This is a genomic window from Bacillus sp. XT-4 (genome assembly GCF_050864245.1).
GTDB lineage: Bacteria > Bacillota > Bacilli > Bacillales > Bacillaceae > Bacillus > Bacillus altitudinis.
This window is the reverse complement of the sequence record NZ_JBPAFI010000003.1, coordinates 1-19,156: the sequence shown is the minus strand read 5'-3', so window position 1 is coordinate 19,156 and position 19,156 is coordinate 1. Positions and strand designations below refer to the sequence as shown.

The 19,156-nt window shown below is 42.4% G+C and carries 17 protein-coding genes; 4 read left to right on the top strand and 13 right to left on the bottom strand.

Features of this window, described 5'->3' with window-relative positions; translation table 11 throughout:
- Positions 1–24: 24 nt before the first annotated feature.
- From ACRRMM_RS09910 to ACRRMM_RS09870, 9 genes are all read right to left on the bottom strand, one after another.
- On the bottom strand, positions 25–2,406 hold the full coding sequence (locus tag ACRRMM_RS09910; protein WP_428828684.1) for an immune inhibitor A domain-containing protein: 2,382 nt from the start codon (positions 2,404–2,406) through the stop codon (positions 25–27).
- A gap of 189 nt (positions 2,407–2,595) precedes the next feature.
- On the bottom strand, positions 2,596–2,889 hold the full coding sequence (locus tag ACRRMM_RS09905; RefSeq protein ID WP_046526801.1) for a putative quinol monooxygenase: 294 nt from the start codon (positions 2,887–2,889) through the stop codon (positions 2,596–2,598).
- Between the two features lie 25 nt (positions 2,890–2,914).
- Complete coding sequence (locus tag ACRRMM_RS09900; protein ID WP_017368360.1) at positions 2,915–3,553, bottom strand: nitroreductase family protein; 639 nt, start codon at positions 3,551–3,553, stop codon at positions 2,915–2,917.
- A gap of 13 nt (positions 3,554–3,566) precedes the next feature.
- A complete protein-coding gene (locus ACRRMM_RS09895) occupies positions 3,567–4,010 on the bottom strand; it encodes a MarR family winged helix-turn-helix transcriptional regulator (protein ID WP_045033720.1) in 444 nt (147 codons plus the stop codon).
- 547 nt (positions 4,011–4,557) lie between these two features.
- Entirely contained in the window at positions 4,558–5,859 is a 1,302-nt protein-coding gene (locus ACRRMM_RS09890) for a pyrimidine-nucleoside phosphorylase (RefSeq protein ID WP_035702607.1), read from the bottom strand.
- A 24-nt stretch (positions 5,860–5,883) separates the two neighbouring features.
- Positions 5,884–7,065, bottom strand: coding sequence for a NupC/NupG family nucleoside CNT transporter (locus tag ACRRMM_RS09885; RefSeq protein ID WP_268382032.1), 1,182 nt, complete (start codon positions 7,063–7,065; stop codon positions 5,884–5,886).
- A gap of 167 nt (positions 7,066–7,232) precedes the next feature.
- Positions 7,233–7,904: a deoxyribose-phosphate aldolase gene (gene deoC, locus ACRRMM_RS09880; RefSeq protein ID WP_428828685.1), complete on the bottom strand. Its 672-nt coding sequence runs from the start codon at positions 7,902–7,904 to the stop codon at positions 7,233–7,235.
- A gap of 84 nt (positions 7,905–7,988) precedes the next feature.
- Positions 7,989–8,933 carry a sugar-binding transcriptional regulator gene (locus ACRRMM_RS09875; RefSeq protein ID WP_171465926.1) on the bottom strand — a complete coding sequence of 315 codons (945 nt, stop codon included), beginning with the start codon at positions 8,931–8,933 and terminating at the stop codon, positions 7,989–7,991.
- Between the two features lie 60 nt (positions 8,934–8,993).
- Positions 8,994–9,869 carry an aldose 1-epimerase family protein gene (locus tag ACRRMM_RS09870; protein WP_428828686.1) on the bottom strand — a complete coding sequence of 292 codons (876 nt, stop codon included), beginning with the start codon at positions 9,867–9,869 and terminating at the stop codon, positions 8,994–8,996.
- Between the two features lie 239 nt (positions 9,870–10,108).
- Here ACRRMM_RS09870 and ACRRMM_RS09865 point away from each other — a divergent pair, with 239 nt between their 5' ends.
- Positions 10,109–11,932 (top strand): acyltransferase family protein, encoded by a 1,824-nt coding sequence (locus ACRRMM_RS09865; protein WP_125589275.1) that lies wholly within the window; start codon positions 10,109–10,111, stop codon positions 11,930–11,932.
- A gap of 95 nt (positions 11,933–12,027) precedes the next feature.
- Here the strand turns inward: ACRRMM_RS09865 and ACRRMM_RS09860 are convergent, their stop codons facing one another.
- The 3 genes from ACRRMM_RS09860 to ACRRMM_RS09850 all read right to left on the bottom strand — a co-directional run bounded on the left by ACRRMM_RS09860 (position 12,028) and on the right by ACRRMM_RS09850 (position 15,283).
- Positions 12,028–13,299, bottom strand: coding sequence for an MFS transporter (locus ACRRMM_RS09860; RefSeq protein WP_428828687.1), 1,272 nt, complete (start codon positions 13,297–13,299; stop codon positions 12,028–12,030).
- A 182-nt stretch (positions 13,300–13,481) separates the two neighbouring features.
- Positions 13,482–14,579: a saccharopine dehydrogenase family protein gene (locus ACRRMM_RS09855; RefSeq protein WP_428828688.1), complete on the bottom strand. Its 1,098-nt coding sequence runs from the start codon at positions 14,577–14,579 to the stop codon at positions 13,482–13,484.
- Positions 14,576–15,283 carry a class I SAM-dependent methyltransferase gene (locus ACRRMM_RS09850; protein WP_342494391.1) on the bottom strand — a complete coding sequence of 236 codons (708 nt, stop codon included), beginning with the start codon at positions 15,281–15,283 and terminating at the stop codon, positions 14,576–14,578. Before ACRRMM_RS09850 ends, ACRRMM_RS09855 begins: the two co-directional genes overlap by 4 nt.
- 125 nt (positions 15,284–15,408) lie before the next feature.
- Between ACRRMM_RS09850 and ACRRMM_RS09845 the strand changes: the two genes are divergently transcribed.
- Positions 15,409–16,416 carry a helix-turn-helix transcriptional regulator gene (locus ACRRMM_RS09845; protein WP_272511262.1) on the top strand — a complete coding sequence of 336 codons (1,008 nt, stop codon included), beginning with the start codon at positions 15,409–15,411 and terminating at the stop codon, positions 16,414–16,416.
- Positions 16,417–16,451: 35 nt separating this feature from the next.
- Here ACRRMM_RS09845 and yidA read toward each other — a convergent pair whose 3' ends face one another.
- Positions 16,452–17,264 (bottom strand): sugar-phosphatase, encoded by an 813-nt coding sequence (gene yidA / locus ACRRMM_RS09840; protein ID WP_428828689.1) that lies wholly within the window; start codon positions 17,262–17,264, stop codon positions 16,452–16,454.
- Between the two features lie 311 nt (positions 17,265–17,575).
- Between yidA and ACRRMM_RS09835 the strand changes: the two genes are divergently transcribed.
- Both ACRRMM_RS09835 and ACRRMM_RS09830 read left to right on the top strand, forming a co-directional pair.
- Positions 17,576–17,935: a MerR family transcriptional regulator gene (locus ACRRMM_RS09835; protein WP_007498034.1), complete on the top strand. Its 360-nt coding sequence runs from the start codon at positions 17,576–17,578 to the stop codon at positions 17,933–17,935.
- 144 nt (positions 17,936–18,079) lie between these two features.
- Entirely contained in the window at positions 18,080–19,063 is a 984-nt protein-coding gene (locus ACRRMM_RS09830; RefSeq protein ID WP_428828690.1) for a Gfo/Idh/MocA family protein, read from the top strand.
- The last annotated feature ends 93 nt before the right edge of the window (positions 19,064–19,156 follow it).

The window sequence follows — 19,156 nt, the reverse complement described above, 5'->3', positions numbered from 1 at the left end:
CATGGATAGAATCCGGCTTTTTGTTTAGTTGCTTTTAGAAATTAATACCTTTCCAACAGAACGGTCCTTACTTTGTCCGACGACTTTAAAGGATAGGCCGTATGTTGGCACATCACGTCCTGCATCCGGGTTATTTGGATTCACATAGTTCTTTTTATCACTAAATGTACGCGTTGGGCGGATATAGCGATCCTCTAAGGTTAAGCCTGTTGTCGCTGTATAATCAATATTCAGCTTCGTGCTTGGATTCAAAGAGAATGCTGCATCATGTACTTGGAAACCTGTCGCTGCAATAGAGCCGTCACTCCATTTCAACACTTGTTGATCTGCATCTACGACTCCAAGGAAGCCGTTCCCTGGATGTTTTCCAACCCAGTTATCACTGTACGATTGATCGACGTACCACACGATCAAACCGTTATTATAGCTCATCAGACTTGCTCCTCGTTTGATATGCTTTAAGCCTTTATCGACATCAGCATAAGAGCGCCATTCTAGTAAATAATACTGAGCGGCATATTGTTTTCCATTAGATTGAGAGAATCCATTAAAAGTGAACGTGGACGTTCCCTCGGCATCATCTGACCACACTTTTGATCCATCTGCTGTAATCTTTAGATCATCTACAAATAAACCTGGCAGTGAATATCCTGCATCGGTTGTATAGCGGAATTGAAGATCGATCTTCTTCCCTGCATAAGCAGAAAGGTCAAAGGATGCATCTACCCATCCATCTGATTTTCCATCGATGCCATTGCCTTCATTCGCTCCTGCCTCATTTCGATCATTCGTAATATTACCAGCAATGGTTGTCCATTTGTCTGTCCCAGCTTCACGAACTTCTACATACGCATAGTCATAATCTTCTTCGATATCGTACCATGCTTTAAACGTAAGCTCGGCTTTGCTTCCCTTCGACAAATCAATCCCTGATGTCGTCATGGTAGCATTCAAATTGTCACCTGTTCCGCTGAAGTATGAATATTGCCCTTGTGCAGGCTGAGTGACCACAATCTCTTTATCTGGCAAATCGACTCGAACCGCATCATGGTTGGTTCCTTTTGTTGCTGCTTCATCGATTAAAACTGTTTTGCTTTTTGTTAATGTCTTACCATCAATGGTTTTTCCAGAAAGCCAATTGCCGCCATGCAAGTTTTGAAGCATTTCTTTTGCATATGGACTAAAACCTGTTGGTTCCGTACCAGGTACTTTACCTGCCCAGCTTCCGCTTGACATGATAGACCAATAAGAAACGGGCTCTCCTCTGCCTGTGTATTGTGTATCGTATTCATCAGGCAGACCAAGATCATGTCCAAATTCATGTGTGAACACGCCTGCTGCGCCATCTTCAGGCTCAATCGTATAATCTAGAGCGCCTAACTTTCCGCCTTGACCCACTTCTGATTCAGTGTTTGGAATCTCAAATACATCACCAAGTGACCAGCGATGCGACCAAATCGCGTCAGAGCCAAGCTGTCCGCCGCCAGCTTCTTCACCTACGCCAGCGTGTACAACCATGAGGTGGTCAATGATACCGTCCGGCTCATTATAAACACCGTCCCCATCCATATCATAGCGGTCCCATTGATCATATTCACCAAGGTCAATATTTGGATCCTTTGCCGCTGCTTCGAGGGCTTCTTTCACCAATTCGCGCGGTCTGCCGTCACTGCCTGATTCGTCTGGTACGTTCCCGCCATAATATGCTGCTTCATGCTTGGCTGTATACCATCCAGCTACTGTTCCACTAATCGTGTAGCTTCCACCGGACTGCTTTTCATAATACTGCTTCATAGATACTTTTCTTTTACCATCTGGACCGATGTAGCCATTTTTTCCGAAAAGCATATCTTGGTAATGCTGCTGATCATACTTGTCATAGTACATATCAGTCTCTTCTTTTTTAATACTATTATGCTTATAATCTTTAAAATCTACTAATAAGACCAAAACTTTATCATTACGGACGTCGCCTTTATATTTTTCCTTTTTCACCGGCTTTACTTGATTGCCTTCTTTTCCTTTATGCTTCTTTAATTTTTTCTTTTTGGCTAGTTTATTATGTACATTTTGTTTGTATTCTTTTAGGAATTCAGGTTCTTCTGTTAAGGTACTTGCGCTTTGTTTCATCGCTGCTTCTTCTTTTTTCTTTAAGTAGTTCTTTAATGCTTTTTGGGTTTCTGCCTCATTGGCATTCTTTTTGATCTTTCCTTGTTTTTTCAAGGCTTTGATGAGGCGGTCTTCATTGACAACACTTGCGTCGAATGGAATACCTGAATAATGACCACCATCTGAGGATGTTGACTTTTCTGAGGTGTGGGCAGATAGAGGGGTGCTGAAAGCTGTCAATGTGCCTAAACTGAGGACAACTGTTAGTGCGATGCTCGTCCATTTCCCTTTTTTCATATTGGTTCCTCCCTAATTTGGTAATAAATAATATCTAATTCTAGCATATTCCAATATACTTAAGTCGAAAAACATTTTATTTTCAGAAACTTTGTGGAAAATGCACAATACGAGATTGAAATAGGTGGAACGAATTGTCGAAAATAAAAGAACCCTAGGCTATAAATGCCTAGGGTGTTTGTTGTTTTTCTATGAAAGCTGCTCTCCTTGATATGCAACAACATCAAGTGGAGCGGCTAAAAATTCTTTTGCCTTTGCGACGAAGGCTTGGAAATGTGCACTTGCATTATGGCTTTGAACCGCTGCTTCATCTTTCCACACTTCGACCATTAAAAAGGTGTTTTCTTTCTCTGTATCCTTGAAAAGCTTGTAGGACACATTTCCTACTTCTTCCTGTGAAGCTTTCATTAAACCGTTGATTTCTTCTAGAAATACGTTTTCTTTCTCTGGATGAATGGTCATCCCTGCATGAATAATAATCATATGATCGTCTCCCTTTTTTAAAAAATTATTTCCACTCTGTGATGCGATCGATCGGTAAACGGTAAGAAGCATAACCTTCGTCAGCTGCTTTCCCAATGGATAGAAGCATAACTGGTACATAGCGCTCTTTATCCCAGCCGAATGTTTCAGCGATGACTTCTTTGTCATATCCGCCAATTGGGTTTGTATCATAGCCATGCGCACGAGCAGCAAGCATCAGCTGCATTGACACAAGTCCACCGTCAATTAAGATCGTTTCACGATTCACTTGCTCTGGAAGAGCTTCAAAATGTGCAGTTAATGCAGCAATTTGTCTTTCTTTTACTTCCTGCGGCATGTAGCCATTTTCTACTGCTTTTGAATAAATTTCTTCTAAGTATTCATTGTTTTTCATATCTGCAAACACAGCGATGACAGCTGATGATGTAGCTACTTGTGTTTGGTTGAATTTTGCGAGTGGTGCAAGCTTTTCTTTTCCTTCTGGGCTGTCAATGACCATGAAGCGCCAAGGCTGTGCATTCACTGATGATGGTGCTGTTGTTGCCTCTTCTAAAATCTCCGTCATTTCTTCTTTGCTAATTTTCACTGCTGGATCATAGTTACGAATGGAGCGGCGCCCTTTCATAATATCCATAAAATCGTTTGTTTTTAATGTTGTAGCCATGTGTAACACTCCTTTAGGTTGTTTGAATCTTTTCGATGTTTTGTTGTATACGGATGAGCACATCAGTGAGAAGCTTTCGTTCTTCATCACTTACGTTTTCAAGCATTTCTGAGATAAATCGTTCTTTTTCTTTTTTAGAAGCTTCGATTCTTGTTCTGCCTTCATCTGTCAGACGAACAAGCGTGACTCGATTATCTTCCGGCTTTCTTCTGCGCGTGACCATTCCTTTTGTTTCTAACTGTTTTAAGTGACGCGTCACAGCCGCACTATCAATATTTACTTTTTTCTGCAAATCGGATTGGCTGATTTCGTCGGCTTGGAATAACAGTGATAGCAACTCCAGTCTTGATTGGCTGATGCCCGTGCATGCTTCGAACTTCACACCCATCATACGGTTCACACACTGCAAACGATATAATACCTCTGCTTCTTCAGAGCAAAATGCAGTCAATGCCATCCCCTCTTTTCTATTCAGATCAATTAGTTGATATATCAATCATTGACTCGTCAACTAATATACACCCATTGTTTCATGATTGCAAGAGGTTTGTTTCATAAAGTGAAATTTTTTATTTCAATTAAAAAAGACGAGCTTTTGCTCGTCTCAGACAGTAGACAAAGGGCTAAAATGTAGTTTATTTTAGCCCTTTGTCTTCTTTTCAGCGTGAAAGAAAACCTTTGCAGTCTAGAAAGGACAGCTACTTTTGCGGAGCGAATTTGACATTCGTGAGCACCAGCGCGCAGGACTGACACCGAATGCGAGGGTTTGTCTTCACGCTGGGACGAGCTTTTGCTCGCCTTAAGAACTTGGTGTCGATGTTGGTCCCACATAGTAGCTGATAAATCCAATGATCATCAAGACTACAAAAATAAAGAGAATGAGTTTGAGCATTCTCATGGTTTATCCCCTCCCATTCATCTAACTTATCATATCTAGAAGAAGCGCTACCTAAAATTTACATAAAAAAAGACAAAAGCGATTCATCACTTTTGTCTTCTTCTCTTTATTCTGTAATCACTGTATGAATCAAAGTCGGAGCATCAGCATGGTCATCAATGCGGATGTTGTCATAAATTTTCTCCATGACATTCGCTACATCCTCACGATTTGCATGCAGCGTCACGAGAGATTCGCCTTTTTCTACACGATCGCCTACTTTTTTGTTAAGCATGATGCCAACAGATAGGTCGATATCGTCTTCTTTTGTTGCGCGTCCTGCTCCAAGAATCATCGCTGCAACACCAATTTCGTCTGCGACGATTTCAGCGATCACACCTGATTCTTTTGCCGGCACTTCGATTTGATAAGGTGCTTGTGGCAGTTTTTCCGGTTGATCTACAATCGAGCCGTCTCCACCTTGGTTTTCTAAAAATTCCTTGAATTTCTCAAGTGCTTTGCCGTTTTTCATGACTTCAATTAGCTTTTCTCTTGCTTCATCAAGTGTCTCTGCTTTTTTCGCAAGAACGACCATTTGACTTCCTAATGTGAGCACAAGCTCGTTTAAGTCTTCAGGGCCTTCGCCTTTAAGCGTGTCAATCGCCTCTTTCACTTCAAGGGAATTTCCAATCGCTAATCCTAGCGGCTGAGACATGTCTGAGATGACAGCCATCGTTTGTCTGCCAACATTATTTCCGATACGAACCATTGCTTTTGCAAGCTTCTCAGAGTCTTCAGGTGTTTTCATGAAAGCACCTGCGCCTGTTTTCACGTCTAATACGATTGCATCTGCGCCAGCAGCGATTTTCTTACTCATAATCGAGCTTGCAATGAGCGGGATGGAGTTAACAGTTCCTGTTACATCACGAAGGGCATACAGTTTTTTATCAGCAGGTGTCAGGTTGCCTGATTGTCCAATGACCGCTACTTTATGACGGTTCACCAGCTCGATGAACTCGTCTTTTGTAATTTCAACGTGGAAGCCTTTGACTGCCTCTAGCTTGTCGACAGTTCCACCCGTATGTCCAAGACCACGCCCAGACATTTTTGCAACAGGTACATCAAGTGCTGCAACAAGAGGAGCGAGTACAAGCGTTGTTGTATCGCCTACACCGCCTGTTGAATGCTTGTCTACTTTAATGCCGTCGATAGCAGACAGGTCAATTGTGTCCCCTGAGTTTGCCATAGCGAGTGTTAAATCTGCACGTTCTTGATCCGTCATATCTTGGAAGAAAATCGCCATCGCCAAGGCACTTGCTTGGTAGTCAGGAATTGTTCCGTCCGTATAACCTTTGACAAAGAAAGAAATTTCCTCTGAAGATAATTCTTTTCCGTCACGTTTTTTCGCAATGATATCTACCATTCTCATTGTTTTCACCATTCCTTCTTTAGTTTAGTAAATCAAACCGACAACGCCTGCTGTTAAGAAGCTGACAAGTGTTGCACCGAATAACAGCTTTAATCCAAAGCGTGCGACAACGTTTCCTTGTTTTTCATTCAAGCCTTTCACTGCTCCAGCAATGATACCGATAGACGAGAAGTTCGCAAATGACACAAGGAATACAGAAATGATCGCTTCTGTACGAGCAGTGAAATGGAAGGCATCGCCAGAAAGAATTTGCATCGCCACAAATTCGTTAGACACCATCTTGGTCGCCATAATACTTCCTGCTTGTACTGCTTCGCTCCATGGTACACCAACAATAAACGCAAATGGTGCAAACACATATCCAAGTACATCTTGGAAAGAAACACCGATGGCAGCTGTGAAAATACCATTAATCATCGCAATTAATGCAACAAATCCAATCAACATCGCAGCCACAACAATGGCTACTTTGAAACCATCCATAATGTATTCGCCGAGCATTTCGAAGAAAGATTGTCTTTCTTCTTCTACGACTTCAAGCATGTCTTCGTCTTTAGACACTTCATAAGGATTGATGATAGACGCAATAATAAATCCACCAAATAGGTTCAGCACAAGTGCTGTAACAACGTACTCCGGTTTAATCATTTGCATATACGCACCGACAATGGACATTGATACAGTCGACATCGCAGATGCACACAATGTATAAAGACGCTGTTGAGGTAATAATCCAAGCTGTTTCTTAATGGAAATGAACACTTCGGATTGACCTAAAATCGCTGACGCTACGGCGTTGTAAGATTCTAGTTTCCCCATTCCATTGACTTTACTAAGCAAATACCCAATTCCGCGTACGATCAGCGGAAGGATACGCCAATGTTGCAGGATACCAATCAAGGCAGAAATGAAGACGATCGGCAGCAAGACATTGATAAAGAAAGTTGACGCATTATCATTCATTAAACCGCCAAATACGAAGTTGATCCCTTCACCAGCATAGCCTAGAAGCATTTGGAATCCTTTTGCAAAGCCCCCGACTAGGAAGTTCCCAACACCTGTATTGAGCAGAATATAACCTAAAATAAATTGCAGTACAATCATGACAATGACTGGACGGAATTTCACTCGCTTTTTCCCGTTACTTGCCAGCCATGCAATGGCGAGAATCACCAGCAAACCGATAATACCAATGATGTATTTCATGTTTTTCCTCCTTGAATGAATTCGTTTACATTAATGTGCTTGTATGGAACAAACCCTATTTCGCAAACAAATTGCGGAAGAAAATCCCAGAAATGAGATCCTTCCGCATATGACTTTTTCATCATCTAATGAGTCATGATTGTTATCCTACCATAGGATCGTATGAATTAATAGTCTTTAGAAGGAGCTGATTGATCCCCTTTAATAATGGAAACGCCTGCACTGGCACCAATACGGGTTGCGCCTGCAGCTGTCATCGCTTCTACGTCTTCTTTTGTTCTTACGCCGCCTGATGCTTTGACACCGATGTCAGGTCCAACTGTTTTACGCATTAATGCGATGTCCTCAGCTGTTGCACCGCCTGTACTAAATCCAGTCGATGTTTTGACGAAATCAGCGCCAGCTTTTACAGAAAGTTCACAAGCTTGTACTTTCTCTTCATCCGTGAGTAGACAAGTTTCAATGATGACTTTCACTAAGGCTTTGCCTTTTGCTGCGTCTACAACGGCACGAATATCTTGTTCAACTGCATCATATTCGCCATCTTTCAATGCCGAAATATTGATGACCATGTCCACTTCAGTTGCACCGTTTTCAATGGCATCCTTTGTTTCAAATGCTTTCACTGCTGTTGTGTTTGCACCTAACGGGAAACCGATGACTGTACAGACATCAACGCCTGTTCCTTCTAGTTCTTTCGCCGCAAGAGATACCCAAGTTGGGTTCACACAAACGGAAGCAAATTGATATGTCTTTGCTTCTTCTAGTAACTGCATGATCGCAGCTTTAGATGTATCTGGTTTTAGTGCTGTATGATCAATGAGCTTTGCTATTGTCATGATTCACACTTCCTTTTAAATATGATACTTTCATCTTAAATGACTATTGAACAATTGTAAATATAGTTATGAAATTTTGTTCATCTATTTTGTGACATTTAAAAGAGCTCTTGCTGTGTGCTGATCGATCACCAATACGTTCGCATATTTTCCTCTCAGCGCCCCATGGATAGAGGCAACCTTTCGATGTCCACCAGCCACAAGAATGGAGCGCTCTTTTGTTCTCAAATCATCCAGCTCCACACCGATTGTGCGATTGTTAATCGCTTCACTGCAAATGCGTCCTTCTTGATCATAAAAACGCGAACAGATATCTCCAACACTGGATGTCTTGAGCAACGTCTTTTCTTCTTCACGGAAATAACCAAGCCTAAACAAAAGCGCCTCATCTCTTACCGTCCCAACAGTAAACACAGCGATATTTGCCTGTTTGCCCATTTCAATAATGCGATGAATATGTCTGTCCTGTTCAACCATCTCTTTAACGGCGGCACTATCGAACACAACAGGCAGTGGCAAATAACGTGGTGCCGTTTGAAAAGCTGATGCAAACAGCTGAATCGTTTCCGCAGAATATGTATTCACATGTGAATGGCTGATTCCACCTTTCAGCTGAACCACTTCTACCCCTTTTACCTGTTTAGGTTGCATCTTTTGAGCAATTTGATACATCGTGGTGCCCCAGCTCACTCCAACAATATCGCCGTCTTTCACCGTATTTTGAAGATAATCTGCACCAAACCGGCTCAAGTAATCCGTAATCGTTGGATAATCGTCCTTTGGTGAAAATACCACATGAGCCTCGAGCAGATCATATTTTTCTTTCAGCAATAAGGACAGCTCATTTAAATCCTCAAATGGGTCCATCACTGTAATTTGGACGTACCCTTTTTCCTTCGCATACTGAAGCAGACGAGACACCGTTGGCCTCGACAGGTCAAGCTGCTTGGCGATTTCCTGCTGACTGTAATCAGATAAGTAATAGAGCCTTGCTGCTTCAATACTTAATTGCTGTTTCTCCCGATCCATTCGTACGCCTCCTTTTTTCCTCTATCATAACAAATTGTTCACTTCACCATGAACAAATGTTCATTTAAAGAAAATGGTGTAGGCTGCGTGAAAGGTCTCTTGCTTCTCTAAAGTTTGAATGCCGAATTTCTCCTTATACTGCACATTTGTCCCTTCCATATCAGCGATCCCATACCAAGGCTCAATACAAACAAAAGGAGCCATTGTTCCCTTTTCTTGATCATATGGAGACCAAATACCAACGAACGGAAAACCACTGAGATCGACCTCAACGCCGTGACCTGCTTGAGAAATCAATGATACTTGATCAATATGACTAAAGATCATTGCATCGTTCTGAAAAAGTTCTGGGCGAAGTTGAATCGGCTCAAACTCAACACCTTTCTCCTTCTCTCTCACAAGTGAATCATGAAGTTCATATTGGACTGGATCATGTTCGGTGGAAGGTATCAATGTGAGTGAATAATCAGCTGTCTGCTCGCCTTCAACAAGCGGGACATGAAATGCCGGATGCCCGCCAATCGAGAAATACATCGTGCCATCTCCTTCATGAACAATTTCCCAGGAAATCGTTAGTCCATTTTCCGACAGTGCATAACTGATGCGCGCTGTAAATTCATACGGATATTGTGACGTGTGACGGCCATTTGATTGATATTGAAAAACCACCTGATCTTTTGCTTCTTCAAATAGTTCAAAATCAACATCACGCAAAAATCCATGCTGCGAGAGTTGATACGTTTGATCGTCTATCTTGTATTGATCATCCTTCAACCGTCCGACAATCGGAAATAAGACGGGCGACACCCTGCCCCAATAAGCAGGGTCACCAGACCACATATATTGACGTCCACTTTCTTTATGAAGCACCTCTCTCACCTCGGCACCTCTCTCATTGATTTGAACCAATAACAGATCATTTTCAATCGTTCTCATTCAACACATCCCCTTTCCTTCTTCTTTTATTATGACAGGGATTTTCGGTTTGAGTATAAAAATAAGAATCCCTCAAGCCTTAGAATAATTCCTCATATAAAAAAATTTTAAAAAAGACAGAAATTCGCCAACAAAATGTAATGCTGATTCGTCTAATCTTATATAAAATAAAAGAATCGTTGTTCTTTTGGAGTGACAACAAAAAAGACGCGTTTGACATTGATGGGGGATTCTTTTTCATGAACAGCAAGGAAAACCGTTTACGTTACATATTAGGATTAGATGGGCTGAGAGCTGTTGCCGTATTGGCGGTCATTGCTTATCACTTACATATTGAACCCGCAAGCGGCGGGTTTCTTGGCGTTGATTTGTTTTTTGTGATTTCTGGTTACTTGATTACAACCATCTTGCTGCATAAGCAGGATTTGGGCTATCAAGAGCTTCTGCCTTTTTGGATGGGCCGCATCAGAAGGCTGCTTCCAGCTGCCTACGTCATGATTTTTTTAATCGTCAGCTGGTGCGCCATTGCTGGTTCAAATGCATTAATGTCCATTCGTGGCGATGCCTTATCGTCCTTTTTTTATGTGAGTAACTGGTGGTATATTTTTCATCAGCTCTCTTACTTTGACAGCTTCAATGCTGTATCTCCACTAAAAAATTTATGGTCTTTGGCGATTGAAGAGCAATTTTATCTCATTTGGCCGGTACTGTTGATTGCTGGACTGAAATGGGTGAAAAATAGATCCCATCTTCCTATGATCACCTTTGGTCTGGCACTTGTATCTGCGTTATGGATGGCCATTCTCTATTCACCGGATACTGACCCGAGCAGGATCTATTATGGAACAGACACACGTGCGTTTGCACTCCTCATCGGGTGCAGTCTTGCATTTGTCTGGCCCATGCACAGACTTTCCAGCAGGAAATTACTTCCTGTCGGCAGACGTATGTTACAAATAGCCGGATTCGGTTCGATGGTCATTTTCCTCTTATGTGTTTATGCAGTCGACGAATTTGACGGCTTTCTCTACCAAGGCGGTATGCTTTTATTCTGTTTGAATGCAGCGATCTTAATTGCGTGTGTCTGCCATCCTGCCAGTCTTATTGGGAAATGGCTGTCTTTTCAACCACTCGTTTGGCTCGGAAAGCGGTCTTATGGCATCTACTTATGGCATTATCCAATTATCGTGCTGACCACACCGGTCATTGAGATTGGACAGCCTTCCATAGGACGTGTCACATTGCAGCTCATCGCAATTCTACTCATATCAGAGGCTTCCTATCGTTTGATCGAACAGCCGATTCGTAAACTCGGGTTTAGACACTATTTTGCCTCTTGGTCGATTTGGAAAACAGGAATCAAGCAATGGTCTATGTCCAACAAAGTGTTTCTTGGGATTGCCGCAGTCCTTTTGATTTTATTTACCATTGGCATGTCTAGCTCGTCTCATACATCCCCACATGCCAAGGAAGTAACACAAATTAAGACAGCGCCCCAAAAGGCAGGCGGTCAGACAGAATCAAAAGTGAAGAAAAAGAAAGACAAACATGAGAAAAAAGCAGCGGATCCTAAACAATTTCACCAAGTTCTTGCCATTGGTGATTCCGTCATGTTAGACATTGCTTCAAATTTAGAAAAGGCCTATGAACCCATCACCATTGACGCAAGGGTCGGAAGGCAAATGAACGAAGCCATCCGCATCGCCCCTCAATATGCTTCTTTTAACAAGGCTGATGCCGCTGTTATTATTGAGCTTGGCACAAATGGTTATTTTACAGAGGGGACTTTGACCTCATTCATTCAACATTTCTCGAAGGCTCATATTTTTCTTGTGAACACTCGCGTTCCAAGATCTTGGGAAAATGATGTGAATGCAGTCATTGAGCGTGTGGCCAATCAACATCACAATGTGAGCTTAGTCGATTGGCATTCAGCCGCTACCGGACAGCCATCCTATTTTCAGCCAGATGGTGTTCACCTTTCCACAAAAGGCTCTGACACATTGACTGAGCTCATTAAAGCCAGTATCAAGAAAAAAGGAGATGTGTCCTCAGCATCATAAGAAGACTAGCATCCTGTGAAGAGAGATTCAAAAAAGACATGCTTTCCTATGATTGGAGGCATGTCTTTTTTGTGATGGATGAGCACAGAGCTGCATTATGTTTTACTTTTAAAAGACCAAATGATGACAGGGATGAGAATTAACGATAAAATTCCTCCGCTTAAAGATAATGTAGCATAACTCGTATTCGCAACGACCATTCCTGAAAGGGCACCGCCAGAAGCACCTGCTAACGCAACAAAAACATCGAGTGTTCCTTGGGTTTTTGCCCGGGATGATGGTTCTGTAGAATCCACTATTTGAGCAGTACCACTAATTAAACCAAAGTTCCATCCCAATCCAAGTAAAGACAAAGCAATGATTAATAGAATCATTGAATCACTTGGTGCGAATGCTGCCAATAAACCAGCAAGTAACAATGTGATGCCCGACGCTATGCTCATAGCTGTTCGTCCTAGTTTATCTACAAGTACACCCGTGATAGGTGAAGGAAGATACATAGCACCTATATGAAAACCAATCACAATGCCCACTTCGGCTAATCCATGACCATGATGCTGCATATGCACCGGTGTCATGGTCATGAGTGCCACCATGACAATTTGAGTTAAGATCATCACTGTGGCACCTACTGTAAGCCCTTTTTTATCTGTTTTTTTATCAGCAGCATCTGCTTTATTTCCATGACCATGTTCTGCTTTGTAAGTTGCTATTCTTCGGGCAATGTCTAATGGATCAGGACGCAACAGAATAAAAAGGACAAGACCAGCTACAATAAATGCTACTGCTGATAAAATAAAAGGACCGGCAAGTGCTGGAACACCAATGGACACTGCAAATTTACCCATCACTTCAACTAAATTCGGACCTGCTACTGCTCCAAATGTTGTCATGACCATTGTTGTACTAATGGCAGTTGCACGCTGTTTAGAATTCGCTAAGTCCGTCCCAGCATAACGCGCTTGTAAGTTCGTGGATGTTCCTGCTCCGTAAATGAAGAGCGATGCAAATAATAAAGTGACACTATTCATCATAGCTGCCAGCACAACGCCAATTGCTCCGAGCCCTCCAGCAACAAAACCTGTCGATAAACCGATGCGTCGTCCATAACATTGCGAAAGCTTTCCTACAATGAAAGCTGACCCAGCTGACCCCAAAGTAAATAAAGCGATTGGGACTCCTGCATAGGCTTCAGTTCCAAGCATTTGTTGCGCTAAAATGGCACCTACCGTAATTCCTGCAGCTATTCCAGCCCCTCCAAATATTTGCGATAGACTGACAACGAACAATACTCGTCTATATAAATTTTTCAATTTTTGGGGTGAATCTATATAATTCTTCACTACATCTTTTTCTGTATCTAGCACTTGTAAACACCCACTTGAGATTTATTTGCCCAATGTAACCATTATATCAGCTCCGACTACCATCTTTGATTGCCTCTCGGCCATTTACATGGAGAGCAAGCGGTTGTTTTCGGATCATGAATAAAGCGCCCACATGACTGACCTGTACTTTTGAGCTGATGCGTATCTCTTGTCGTTTTCTTTTATGCCGTTAAAAGGCTGGCTCTCAATGCTAATGCGTGCTTTTCCTTCGTTTTTTGATCCACCAACGCAAAATCACCATTCTCATACGCTAATGAAAATAATTCTTCGATATGAAAGACACCTGCCTGAAACTGCCTGCTCAATACATGCAGTGCCGCAGCACTTGCGACTTGAGCCGTTGCTTGAGACTCATCGCGACCTTTTATTCCAAGCGCTGCCTGATGAATTTCGTTACCCTTCATTCCTACCGCTTCCACTTTCACTGCATATTGATCTGTACCCATTTGAGCAGATTGAATCAGTGAAATGGCTCGTTCCTTGATTTTCGGCATCGTGAGAAGGGACGTCATTCCGAGTTTCCTTGTGAGAGCAAATGCACGTGTCGCTACGCCAGAATCAAAACAGAGCCTTGTTGTCACAGAAGGCACATGGAGCGTCGAAGGCAATGTTTGCTGGTCAGAGAAAGGGAACTGATAGGCTTGCCGCTTTCCAAGCGTTTTGCCAAAATCAATGCGTTTCCCTCCAGTAAAACTTTTGACTTTCTTTCGCTGATGATTCTTCGTCAGCTCATAATCCGTATGCACATGATCAAGCGTCCATTCAATAGCTGCTTTTCCATGCTGGTCACCTAGCCCAAGCATGATACTAATATCAATTTGCTCCACAGAGGTCAGAATAGATGCCGCCTTCGCTGCAAGCAAATTGGTGAGACCAGGTGCAAGACCTACGCTCAGCACAGCCGTTGCGTTCAATTGCTGCTGATGGACCTTTGCTAGCTTCTCAATATAGGCTCCTTTTGCCGAGATATCTAGATAATCAATGCCTGATCGTAAGCATGTTTCAGCAAATGACGTGTCATCTTGATCAAGACACATGATCACGAGTTTCGTTTCATCCATCCAGTCCGTATCCACTGGTTGTCTTACGTCTATCTGAAATGGACGTACACGCCCATTCGTTTGGCGTGAAAATTGTTCAGCCTTCTCATAACTTCGGCCAGCCGCAAAGACTTGCCCTGGATACACGTCACTTAATTGAAGACATATTTGCTGCCCCACATGTCCATAGCCGCCTATCACTATCACTTTTGACCTCATTTTCCAACCGCCTTTCTATTGCCTCTTTTACAAACAATCCCTTTGATCATGCCAGCTTGAAAATAAGGTCTGATGTCTTGAAATCCTGCTTCGGTTAATTGTGCTGTCATCTTTTCTTCAGACACGGGATATGTTGTGACACCCAGCCTTTCTCGGAAGGACGTAAACACTTCCTTTTCCAAGCCTTGACGCTTCATGAAGAGAGAAAGCATATGAAGCTCCTGCTGAAATGCAGGCGTTTCTGGGTCTCCTTGAATAAACGCCAGCACGAGCGGTGCCCCTGGCTGAAGCCGGCGGGCGATCTCCTGTAAAAAGGGCAGCTGATCTTTTACAAAATGAATGACAAGCAAACTTACTGCTGCATCGTACGACTTTTCAACCGGCACTTTGTCTAAGGCCATCTCATACCATGTGACGCGATCTTGCATATGAAGCTGTGCCACTCTGCGCTTGGCCATATCAAGCATGGTTGGAGATGGATCAACCCCTATGATATGCCAGTCTTTATTTCTTTGAAGCATGTTGATGATCTCTTCGCCCCCACCTGCTCCGACTGTTAACATGCGAGAAGCCGCTCCCATTAATTCGATTTCTACTCTATCCACTGTCAGCTCATGCAAAAGATGATAGCCCGGTACTTTATGTGCAATTGTCGCCGCATAGGATTCAGCAACAGGATCATGCCAATGTTGATTTACACTCATATGTCTTCTCCTCCAGTTTCCGCTTTGCTTCGTTTCCTTTACACTAACGGTATGTTATCTTCATTGTAAGAAGATAGATGAGAAAAAACGATCCCTAAAAGTGGGGATATTGAGGAGGAGATCAAATGAACAATCCAGCCGCTCATTTTCAGCAGCTGAGAAAAAACATTCGAGATGAACTTGCTGCTATCTGTGATTTTGATGCTGCCTGTATCACAACCATTGATCCAGCTACTCTCCTCTCGACGGGTTCTTTTACAGATGAACCGATTGAAGCCATACATAACGAGCTGTTTCAAAATGAATATTTAAAAAAAGATGTGCACCAGCATGAAGATCTAGCGAAAGGTCCTGTCCACGCTGCCAGTCTCGTCCAAAGCGGAGAATACACCAATAGTGGTCGATACCAGCACATTTTGTTACCTAACGGATGGGCAGATGAATTGCGGGCAGCCCTTGTGATTCAAGGTGAATGCTGGGGAATTGCCAGCCTTTATCGGAAAAAGGAGAAGGAACCTTTTCATGAACAAGACATACAAGCGGTTAGTCGCCAAACACCAGCACTAGCTGCCAAGCTGAGAGATGAACTTTTTAAAAGAAGAGAAACGGAAGAAGATGAAACGGCGGAACACCAAGGCTTCCTCATTCTTTCACACGATTACCATCTTCTTTATGGAAATGAAACCGGACTTCATTGGCTTCACACCTTCCAAACCTTTGAGCAAATTCATGACGGTGCCGTCATGCCCCGTCCGTTTAGAGCATTAGGTGCTAAGCTTTTATATGGCGGCGGTGACCAAACAGCGGTCAGCATCACCAGAATGCCGACAGGGCGTTTTCTCTCTCTTCAAGCATTTCGATTAGCACAGGCAGCCGGGCAGGAAGAGGCTGTCATGATTCATATTAAACGAGCTCAAACAAGTGACATCCTTCCTTATATAGCGAAAACATATCGGCTGACAGAAAGAGAAATGAACGTCCTTGACTGCTTAATCAAAGGACAATCCACAAAGGAAATTGCCAGTACGTTATTTATCTCGCCTCATACGGTGCATGATCATGTAAAGGCGATGCTCGAAAAAACAAATTTAAACAGCAGACGTATGCTTGTTTACTTTTTCTCACACATATAAAAAAGCGGCTACCTCATTGGTAGACCGCTCTTTCTTTATTTTCCGATGACTCGCTCATGCAAGATATGTGCGACTCCTGCTTCGTTATTGGATTTTGTCACAACATCCGCAACTGCTTTGACATCATCAATGGCATTTCCCATCGCAACGCCACAGCCGGCAAATTCCAGCATCGACACGTCGTTCCCATTGTCACCAATCGCCATCACTTCTTCACGAGAAATCCCCAGTTCATGCGCTAGAAGCTTCACGGCATTCCCTTTGCTCACATCAGGATGAAGAATTTCTAGGAAGAAATCTGTGCTTTTTACCATCATGTACTGATCCTTCACTTCAGATGGAATGGCTTGTATCGTCTTTTCCAAACGTTCTGGCTGATCAATATACATCATCTTCGGAAGTCTCATGAATGGGTCTGCCTCTTCGACAGGTAAATACTTAAGCGGCAATTTCGTTAAGTACGATTCAAGTACCGTGTATTCACTAATATCCCGATTTGGTGTGTATAGATGAGCTGAATCGAAATAATGCATAGGTGTATCCAGCTGACGGCTCAGTTCATATAAAGAAGTCAAATCATCATAGGATAAAGTTAATTCTGATACGACTTCATTTGTATGGCTGTTTTGTACAAGCGCTCCATTATAGGCGATGACATAATCCCCATCTTGATCAAGCTGCAGCTCTTTTAAATAGCGATGCACCCCGCCAATCGGCCGGCCTGTACATAAAACAATTTTAACGCCTTCTGCCTTCGCCTGTTGAATCGCAGCAAACACCTCATCCGGCACCATATGCTGATCATTTAATAACGTACCATCCATATCAATTGCGACTAATTTATACATTCACTGCTCCCCTTTTCTCAGCAAAACGTGCTGTCACTATTTTGAGTGATCATCTACATGATCACATGCTGTTCATCATACTATGTACCTATTTTAGCCTATCGTTTTTTTCTCACACTGTCTACTTGTTCCTATCTGTAACAAAAAATCACTTCATCCTCATCTATTATAACCTATTCTATGAAATCCGCTGTGAATAGAACAGATCTCTCATTTTAACAGTATGAAAAGGAACAAATGTTCATCGGAGAATATTTTGAAACTAGCAAATCTAATTGTATGATGGATAGCAAAGAAAGGAGGTGCAGGGAATGATTACATTTACGAGAGGAAAATTGTCAAAAATGTCTGGTGTACATATTGAAACCATTCGTTTTTATGAAAATGAGGGTGTGCTCCCCGAGCCTAAGAGAGCACATAACGGCTATCGTTTATATGATAAAAAATATGTACTCATGCTATCCTTTATCACTGAAGCAAGAAAGCTAGATTTCTCACTCAAAGAAATTCGAGAAATTATCACGTCACTATTCGAGAAACAGTCGAAAACAGAAGCGGAACAGCTACTCGAACAAAAAGTAGAAGATATTCAAAAATCCATTCAAGAGTTAAAAAAGAGGAAGGCGGCCATTCAATTGTTAACAAAACAAACATTAGCTAACATTAGTTAATTGTAAGGGCTGCCAAAGATGTGCCGGTATTTTTTACTGGCACCCCTCTGCGACTAGCTGTTAAGTACACGTTGTATGAAAACATCAGGTATACTAGAGACAGCTTGACGTGACATCAATCGTATGGAAGGGGTTATGAATAGAATGAGAATAGCAACCATTGGAACAGGTGTGATTGTGGAAGGTTTCCTCCAGGCAATTGAACAGCTTGAAGGTGCTTCTTGCCACGCTGTCTATTCAAGAAAGGAAGCCACGGCAAAGAAACTCGCAGATCAATTTGGGGTGCAAACGACTTATACGGATTTAACCGCTATGTTAGAAGATCCCCACATAGAAGCGGTATATATCGCATCACCCAATCGTTTACATAGCGAGCATGCCACGGCTGCATTGAAACACGGAAAACATGTGATTTGCGAAAAGCCTTTTACCTCTAATGTGAAAGAGCTAGAAGCCTTAATCGCTCTCGCAAAGGAAAAGCAGCTCTTCCTATTTGAAGCCATTACAACCGTTCATATGCCCAACTATCATTTAATCAAAAAACACCTTCATCAATTAGGCAGAATCAAACTCGTTCAATGCAACTATAGTCAATATTCAAGTAAATATAATCAACTGCTCGCCGGGGAAACGCCGAATGTCTTTAACCCAGAGTTTTCTGGCGGTGCCCTCATGGATATTAACATTTACAATGTTCATTTCATTATGAATCTATTTGGTTCACCGAAAGACGTTCGTTACCGGGCCAACCGCCATCCAAACGGCATCGACACATCTGGTGTTTTAACTTTTACTTACAATGATTTCATCGCCACAAGTGTTGGCAGCAAAGATACAAGCAGTATGAATTTCGCTTTGATTCAAGGGGAAAAAGGGTTCCTACATGTGAAAAATGGTGCGAATGGCTGTGAGGAAGTGTTGCTGCATATAGGAGACCAAGTCACTTCACTCAATGCACAAACCAATTCAAACCGCCTGTTTTATGAAGCAGAAGCATTTCAGCATATCATTGAAACCGGAAATGACGAAAAGTGTTATGAATGGCTTGATGACAGTCTTTCTGTCATGAAGGTTCTTGAAGCCGCTAGGAAAGACGCCGATATTGTTTTCCCAGCGGATCATGCTTAAATAAAAAAACCGCCTTCTGTGAAGTGACCCCCTAAATTTAGACGCGGTTTTTTTATGAGACAGCTTTCGAGGCATGAGTTCGATATTGTATCG